The following is an 8,478-nucleotide window of genomic DNA, read 5'->3' as shown; positions in this document are numbered from 1 at the left end:
TTTTAAGAACTGCTGTAATTCACTATTCTTTCGTTTAATGAACCATTCTTATCCTTTCAGTGTTTATCTGCACTGGTGATTGGTTAAATCACTCGATATTTAGGCCTCTTTGGCGCCCATCGATAAATGTTAATATACGGATAGATTATCGGCGTTTCTTTGATAAGATTTGTTTTTTATCAAATATTACCAATAGCCCCCGTCCAAACGGTGCGAGCAAGTTTCCAAGCACACCGCTTTCCATAATTAATAAATTACTTTCTTCTTTCGCCCTATAAGAGTTGTTACCTCTCTTCTTGGTAAGACGATTAACTGGATTATTCCACATCTAGGTTTACTCTTACGACTACTAAAAAGATTCTTTATCCTTGACTATCAGGGCTTCTATTTCCTGATTTGTAAATTAAATTACTTAGTTTTAGGATTCTCCAAGTTACTCTAAATTTCTACCTTAATTCTTTAGGGGAAGTATCCTCATTAAGAGGCTGATTCCAGGTTTCTTTATATGATAAACTACTCAATACAGAATTAGATATTAGTAGACTCTGGACTATCCGTTTAAGCAACTTCCGGAACAGGTCTTATCATTACATCATTTTTCCTTCTTAGGCCATTTCAGGCTTCTCCATGGAATTATTAGGTGGCAGAGTCTTCTTGACTAATTTGCTTTCGTCTCAATCCACTTTTATGGTCTGCTGTAATCTGGCATTCTTTCGTTTGACAGACCAACCATATCCTTTCAGGGGTTTATCGGCCCTGGCTATTGGTTAGATAGCACGAAATTTAGGCTTCTTTTGGCGCCCAATTCTATTAAGTTATGTGTTTTATTCAAAGCACATTCTTTAGCTGCTTTCGAACATATAAAACATAATCGAGGTTTTGGTGGATAAAACAAATTTCGGGAAACATTTTCATGTTTTAAATTGATAATATCTAAATCCACTAAACGAAAACAAATATGAGTTTTTTCTAAAATTAAAAAATTTTTTTTAATTTCTATTAATTTGGGCATTTCTGCAGTAATTAAAACTATATTAACATAAAAACCAGCTTTATCAAATAATATTCTAAAATCATTAGAACCCAAACATATTTGTGTTTTTTTTAAAAAAGGTATTATAATGTTTTTCATAAATAAATTAAAAAATTCAAAATATAAAGGTTTAAGCTTAATTATTCCTGGAATATTTAAATTAATAGTTAGAAGACCTTTTTGATAATAATTTAACATTTTAAGTTGTAATATATATCTTTCTTCTTTGGCTTTTAAATATTGCTCTATCATTTTATAAAACATAATAATTATATAAACCTAAATATTATAACCAAAATTAAAATAAACATATATTCTTTATTTTACTTTATAAACGGTATCAATTAAAGTACCATCACGATACTCAATCAAGGCAATAACACGATTAGTATCATAATTAATTGGTAATGGTTTACCCACAATACTATAAGCCAAGTCGCGTAATTCACAAATATCTTTAACAACTATTCCGGCTGACTTTAACCACATAAGTAAATCAGTTCTTATCGGATTTACAGCAATACCTAAATCAGTTACCAAAACATCAATAGTATTCCCTGGAGTAACTATTGTTTGTACACGATCTACTACAGAAGAAATTCGTCCTCGAATTAAAGGAGCAGCTACAATAGCAATTTTACTACCGTATGCTACATCACTATGACCACCAGAAGCTCCACGTAAATAGCCATCATTTCCTGTAATGACATTACAATTAAAATTAACATCTATTTCTAAAACACTTAAAATACCAAAATCTAATTTATTGACAGCACAACCTTTAATGAAAGGATTAGCATAAAAAGAAGCTGACATTTCTAAATGATTAGGATTATTTTTTAAAGAATTAACCGCTTCTAAATCAAAAGACTGCACATCTAATAATGTATTAACTAACCCTTCCTTTAATAAGTCTACTTCCAATTTAATAATTCCTCCTAAAAAAACAGAAGCTTTTATTTGCTTACGCCTCATTTCATCAGATAAAATTACTAAAGATGCTTGAGAAGCCCCACCAGTTCCTGTTTGAAAAGAAAAACCATTTTTAAAATAAGGTGTGTTTTTAATAACTTTAACAATGTTTTCAGCAATAACAATTTCTTTAGGATTAAATTTCGAATGAATTTCTCCTGAAGAAATTTTTTTATTATCTCCAATCACTTCTACTTTAACAACATAATCAACGTAAATTTGCGGAATAGAAATAGGATTATTAGGATAAGAAACTAAAGTGTCTGTGATAATAATAGTTTTATCAGCATACTGCGCATCTACAATAGCATAACCTAAAGATCCTACGCAAGAATCACCTATAACACCATTAGCATTACCCATTTCATCACTACTTGAAGCAGCTAAAAAAGCAACATTAATATAAGATTGTTCCGTAGTAATAGACCGTGCTCTACCACCATGAGATCTAATGATAACAGGTTTCGTTAAAAGACCTTCAGAAATAGCATTACCTAATTCTCCCCTTATAGCTGAACCTTCTAAAGCAGTTACAATACCATCTTTAATATATTCAATAAAACAATCATGAGACTTTGTAAAAGAAGAAGCTAAAACAGTTAAATTTTTAATATTTAATTTCTTGATAGCTTCCATAACTTGTTGAAAAGTTTTATCGCCGTGCCTAAAAGCATGATGAAACGAAATAGTCATACCATCCTTCAAACCGCTTTTAACAATAGCTTCTTCTAAAGAATTTAACACTTTATTATTTAAAAAATTATATTGATTATTTTTGATTTTGGTCACGGTACCAACACTATTATCATCATTTTTACATTCATAAAGCCCATTATTATGATTATCTATTTTTTTTGAATTTTTCTTAAATTGTTCTATCATTGAATTATTCCTTTTTTTATTAATTAACAATTTGAAAATTACTTAATTTTATTAAATATTTTTTAATCGAAAAACTATCGAAATAATTTTTTTATAATTTGATAACATTATATTTTATTAATATAATACTTTTTAATAACATGGATTTATATCATAAAAAACAAAAAAATCGTAAATATTAAACTAATAATATCTCTCGCCAAATGTTATAACTCGTTCAAAATTGATTTACTATAACATATGGAATCTTTTATTATTTTGAGTTTATTATTAATACAAAAAATACCAAATAATTGTTATCAATCTTCTATGCTAGGATTCGCAATATTAGCTTTTTGTAAAATATTTTCTGCATATTTTATAACTGGTTTATCAATCATTTTGCCATCAATAGCAAATACACCTTGGTTTTGTGAACGATATTTTTTATATAAAGTTAAAATTTTTAAAGCTTCTTGGATTTCTTTATCGCTAGGTTGAAAAATTCGATTAAGAATAGGCAATTGATCTGGATGTATAGCGGATTTACCATTGAAACCCATTTCTTTTACTAAAATAGCTTCTTTTTCTAATCCTTCTAAATCGGAAACATTATCATAAATACAATCAATAGCATCAATATCAACAGATCTAGCTGCATGCAATATCATTTGGCGAGCAAAAAACAATTCATGACGATTAATAGTTTTAGTAGCTTGCAAATTTAACATGTAATCTACACCACCCAAAGCAATCCCTACTACTCGCGAAGAAGATGACGCTATTTCGAGCGCATTTAAAACTCCTTTAGCGCTTTCTATAGCGCAAAAAATAACAATTTTAGAAGGTTTGTTATATTTAGCCTCAATATTTTCAATATCTTTAATAACTCTTAAAACTTCTAATTTTGATTCAACCTTCGGTAAACGAATAGCATCTAATTTTTCATTAGTTACCATAGCTTCTAAATCTCTCTGATAAAAAGGAGTATCAAAGGCATTAATTCGTACCATAGTTTCAATATTAAACCTATGATAATCCAAAAAACTAATCATATTTCTAGTTAATTCGCGTGCAGCATCCTTTTCTTCAATAGCAATAGCATCCTCTAAATCAAATATCACACTATCTACCTGATAAGAAATAACATCTTTAAATAAAGCAGGATTATTACCAGGTATAAATAGCATGGTTTTTCTATTTTTTTTCATTTTTAACCTCGATATTATTTTTGTATTTAAAATTAAAAAATTTAATAATAGTAAATTAAATCAGATTCTAGCACGTTCTAAAGCCACTAAAATACGTGATTTTAAAACAATTTCTAAAGCTCCTTGATCTTGGATTAATAATTTACAACTAGTGACATTATTTTCTTTTAAAATTTCAAGAGTTAAAGTGCGCATTTGTTCTCCGAATTGTTTTTCAAAAGGTGATTGAATGATAATTTGTATAATATCAGATAAATTAGGTTCTATAGTTATTAAACAATCACTAGAATTAAGAGAACCACAAAAGGCTCTTTTTATAATAGGTTTTAATTTATTATTATTTATCATTTTGTAATCCTCTTTTTTTAATCACTTTTTGCACTATATCAACATATTTAAAAGCTAAATTAGCTATTTTAGATTCATCTACTATATCAACATCGCGATCGCTACCTAATTCACCTGTAATACCAACCGCTAATGCACCTGCTTCAAAATAATCTAAAATATTTGATAAATTAATACCCCCCGTTGCCAAAATAGGCCAATTAGGAAAAGGATCTCTGATTAAAGATAAAGCTTTAGCTGTAAATGCAATACTTGGATACAATTTCAATAAAGAAGCACCTTTTTGAATAGCTAAATACATTTCATTAACAGTCATAACTCCGGGAACATATAAAATATCATTTTCGATAGACCAATTTAAAATTTCTTCATTATAAACCGGAGAAACCAAATATTGCGCTCCCGATTCTAAAGCTGTTTTAGCTTCGTGTAATGTTAATACAGTACCAGCTCCAATCATTGCTTTTGGATATTGCAAACTAATTTCTTTAATTAAAGAAAAAGCCTGAGGAATAGTTAAAGTAATCTCGGCAAAACGAAAACCATTTTCTAATGTATTTTTTAAAATTTTATAAGCGTTATTTTTAGTTTTCGTACGGACAATCACGCTTAAAGGATTTTGCTTTAAATAATAAATTTTTTTTTGAATATTTTGCACTTAACACACTCCATTTTTATTAATTTTAGTTAATAAATACATTTTGAAACTAAAAAGTCAATATTAATAAATATTATTCAACCGATTTACACAAAATAAAAAATAAGTTACAACAGATAAATCAGCACAACCTCCTGGAGAAATTTTATTGTTTACATAGTAATTATTTTTAGACAAAATAGCTTTTTGAAAAGTTATAAAACCCATATTTTCTAAAATATTTAACCATGATAAAGCTTTTTTTTGTATTTTTTTAAAAAATGAAAAACCAATTTTATTAATTAAAGATACGGATAGATTAATTGCGTTTTTATTCAGCGATTTGTCTTTGCTGTTTTATTTACAATCAGCCCCCGTCCAAACCGGACAAGCAAGTTTCCCAGCATCCGGCTTTCCATAATTCACTCTCTTGCGAGAACTAATGTCTCCTCGCGGTTAATTAGCTATTTATTCTTATTGTTCTTGTTTTCTAATATCATGTATTTGTTGATTGGTTATCTTGCGGTGACAATCTTTACACAATACCTTTGTTCTTTTATTCATGATACTTCGGTGGTGCGCATTGCGGACCGTACCAATGTGATGAATTTGAAGTTGGGTTGTTTTGTTGCAACCCTCACAACGTTCCGCTTTTAAACGGTCAATTAGATGAGTACAACCTTGGAATATAAATCTATTAATGGTAATGTCTGGGTTTCCCTTGTAATTACGCATTTTCTTAATTTTGTTCCAAGAGTAAACCTCCCATGGTTCATATTGGGTTTTTCTTTTATTATAATAGGAAATACCCCAGGTTGAACCAATTTTACATTTCATTCGAACTCTAGCAATTGACGTTTTCTGTTTTCTTGCCAGCGTTTTCAAACAGCTATATTCCGCTAGATAATTTAAATGGGTTAAGATCCCGAGATTGTTAGCTAAACAAAAGTATTGGATAATTACTCTAACTATTGTTTGATAAGTTCGAATTATTTCTAACTCGTCTCTATCTGCTAATGTTTCGTCATGTTTCACTTTCCCATTCTTTAACCAATTATGTTCCTCTCCATATTCTTTAGCTTTCGCCTTGGGAATTTGGATTTGAACTTTACCGTTTAATAAATTCTTGGTGATTTTCTTTTCCGGGTTTTATTGGTAGGGTTAACTTTTATCATATAGGATAGAAACCGAGTTCCTTTATTGGCTTTCACAATTTTTGACTTATCCTTACTAATCGTAAGGTTTAGGTCTTGCTCTAACCACTGTGTTACTTGATTTTTGATGTTATACGCCTCATTATATTCTCCCTTAACGCCAATGATAAAGTCATCAGCATAGCGGATATATTCAACTCTTGGTTTTGGATTTAGGTTGATAGAACTATCAAACCCCAATTTATGGTGCTGGTTTCTAAGCCATGCTTTCCAATATTCTGGGTTACTCTTCCTAATTGGTTTTCCTGCTTTAATCAGTTCTTCCATTTTCAGGTCAATGTAATGTAAATATACATTTGCCAACAAAGGGGAAATAATCCCTCCTTAGGGAGAACCGGATAAAGATTCGTATTTGATGTCCTCTTTCATGAAACCGGCTTTTAACCATTTGTTAATGGTTGATAGCGTTTTATTCTTTTTGATGAACTGATTTAGGGTTCTCATCAGAATCTCATGATTGATGGTATCAAAGTAACCTTTTAAGTCAATTTTGACAAGATAATCAATTCCTTTAAATCTTTGTTTGACGAGTTTGATAGCGTCATGACAGGATTTTTTGGTTCTAAATCTGAGAAGATATTTTCGAAATAGGGAGTTAAGAGTTGTTCCAGGCATTTTTGCATCAATCTATCCTTGATGGTCGGTATGCCCAAAGGTCGGGTTTTTTTATTATCTTTAGGAATGAAGATTCTTTTAACTGGCTTTGGGTGGTAACCATTGTTGACGTATTCCCGATGGTATCTTTGTAATCTTTCCAGATTGATTCCATCGATGGTTTTATTGTCGATTCCGGGTGTACCAGCTCCCTTGTTAGCCGCGATTTTATTAAACGCTGTTAACGTGTTGTAAAAGTTATTCATTCCCTGCTGGAGTTCTCTTTTTAAAGAGTAGCTGTTTGATGAACAATATTGAATTTTATTCAATGTTCGCGAAAGTTTAGTTTCTGGTGAAACCGTTGTTGACATAATATATCAATTCCTTCCCCGATACCATTGAATAAATAGTAAATTACTTTCTTCTTTCGCCCTATAAGAGTAGTTAACTCTCTTCCTGGTAAGCCGATTAACTAAATTATTCCAAATTTAGGTTTGCCCTTACGACTACTAAAAAGATGCTTTATCCTTGACCACCCGGGCTTTTATTTCCGGATTAGTAAATTTAATTACTTAGTTTTAGGATTCTCCAAGTTACACTAAATTTCGACCTTGATTCTGTAGGGGAAGTATCCTCGTTAAGAGGCTGATTCCAGGTTTCTTTTTTATTTGATAAACTACTCAATACATACAACTTATACTAGTAGACTCTGGACTGTCCGTTCAAGCAACTTCCAAACAGGTTTTGAGATTACATCAATTTTCCTTCTTAGGCCATCTCAGGCTTCTCCGTAGAATTATTCGGTGGCGGGGTCGTCTTGACTAATTTGCTTTCGTCGCAACCCGCTTTTATGGTCCGCTATAATCCAGTATTCTTTCGTTTACTAAACCGACCATCTCCTTTCAGGGTTTATCGGCCCTGGCTATTGGTTAAATAGCACGAAATTTAGGCCTCTTTGGCGCCCTTGTATCCTCAATAATACTCATATAAAAAATTAATAAACATAAATAAAATTCTTGAGCTTTTAAATAGGGATTTTTTTTATAAATACGTAAAATAAACGGCAAACCTTGAAAAAAAATTTTATAATAACCCGTTAAAGCTTCTCCGCGTGCTCCTGCAATTCCAAATTTTGTAAAGATCTTTTCACCAGGAGTTTTATTACTAAAATATAAAAAATCTTTACGTAATTCTTTAGTTAATTTGCATGTTTGAAAATGCCAATTAGAAAAAGGAATGTTATGAAATAAACCATACGAAACTACATAATAAATAATTCCGAAAGAAAAAATTAAACCTTTATGAGTATTTATGTTATTGGTAACTTCAAACATGCGTTTTTCTTGTTCTAAACCTAATACTCTTAATTTATTAAAATTTAATGATTTATATGATAAAACTAAATTATAAATATGATAAAAATAAATGCCAAAAGTTTCTTTAGACTTCATAAAAAGATTAAAATTCATATCTTGATGAGATCCGCAACTATTTATAGAAACTAAACCTAACGAAGGGTAACATAAAAGTTCAGTTTCTATAGCAATCAGAGCTAATTTAATTAAATATTCCACAATTTTTTCTAAAAAAGATCATCTATTGATAGAT

Annotated in this window: 7 protein-coding genes and 1 pseudogene; all 8 read right to left on the bottom strand. The window is 30.1% G+C overall.

What is annotated here, in order from left to right:
* Positions 1-760: 760 nt before the first annotated feature.
* The gene (locus tag NQK76_RS01345; RefSeq protein ID WP_004994855.1) at positions 761-1,297 is read right to left on the bottom strand and encodes a citrate lyase holo-[acyl-carrier protein] synthase; all 537 of its coding nucleotides are present in this window, start codon (positions 1,295-1,297) and stop codon (positions 761-763) included.
* 54 nt (positions 1,298-1,351) lie between these two features.
* Positions 1,352-2,887, bottom strand: coding sequence for a citrate lyase subunit alpha (gene citF, locus NQK76_RS01340; protein ID WP_255872664.1), 1,536 nt, complete (start codon positions 2,885-2,887; stop codon positions 1,352-1,354).
* Between the two features lie 299 nt (positions 2,888-3,186).
* Positions 3,187-4,077, bottom strand: a complete 891-nt coding sequence (locus NQK76_RS01335; RefSeq protein WP_255872663.1) for an HpcH/HpaI aldolase/citrate lyase family protein — start codon at positions 4,075-4,077, stop codon at positions 3,187-3,189.
* A 60-nt stretch (positions 4,078-4,137) separates the two neighbouring features.
* Complete coding sequence (gene citD, locus NQK76_RS01330; RefSeq protein WP_054598527.1) at positions 4,138-4,425, bottom strand: citrate lyase acyl carrier protein; 288 nt, start codon at positions 4,423-4,425, stop codon at positions 4,138-4,140.
* Positions 4,415-5,083 (bottom strand): bifunctional 4-hydroxy-2-oxoglutarate aldolase/2-dehydro-3-deoxy-phosphogluconate aldolase, encoded by a 669-nt coding sequence (locus NQK76_RS01325; protein ID WP_213680373.1) that lies wholly within the window; start codon positions 5,081-5,083, stop codon positions 4,415-4,417. The genes citD and NQK76_RS01325 overlap by 11 nt, the downstream gene beginning before the upstream one ends.
* 63 nt (positions 5,084-5,146) lie before the next feature.
* Positions 5,147-5,356 carry a triphosphoribosyl-dephospho-CoA synthase gene (locus NQK76_RS02585; RefSeq protein WP_304516137.1) on the bottom strand — a complete coding sequence of 70 codons (210 nt, stop codon included), beginning with the start codon at positions 5,354-5,356 and terminating at the stop codon, positions 5,147-5,149.
* 180 nt (positions 5,357-5,536) lie between these two features.
* Positions 5,537-7,241: pseudogene (locus tag NQK76_RS02510) on the bottom strand (reverse transcriptase domain-containing protein).
* Between the two features lie 558 nt (positions 7,242-7,799).
* A complete protein-coding gene (locus NQK76_RS01310) occupies positions 7,800-8,444 on the bottom strand; it encodes a triphosphoribosyl-dephospho-CoA synthase (protein ID WP_004994871.1) in 645 nt (214 codons plus the stop codon).
* Positions 8,445-8,478: the final 34 nt, after the last annotated feature.

Origin of the sequence: Candidatus Phytoplasma australasiaticum subsp. ipomoeae (genome assembly GCF_024425275.1) — a bacterium.
Classification (GTDB): domain Bacteria; phylum Bacillota_I; class Bacilli_A; order Acholeplasmatales; family Acholeplasmataceae; genus Phytoplasma; species Phytoplasma australasiaticum.
Note: the sequence above shows the minus strand (reverse complement) of the source record. Positions and strands in the feature narration are given on the sequence as shown.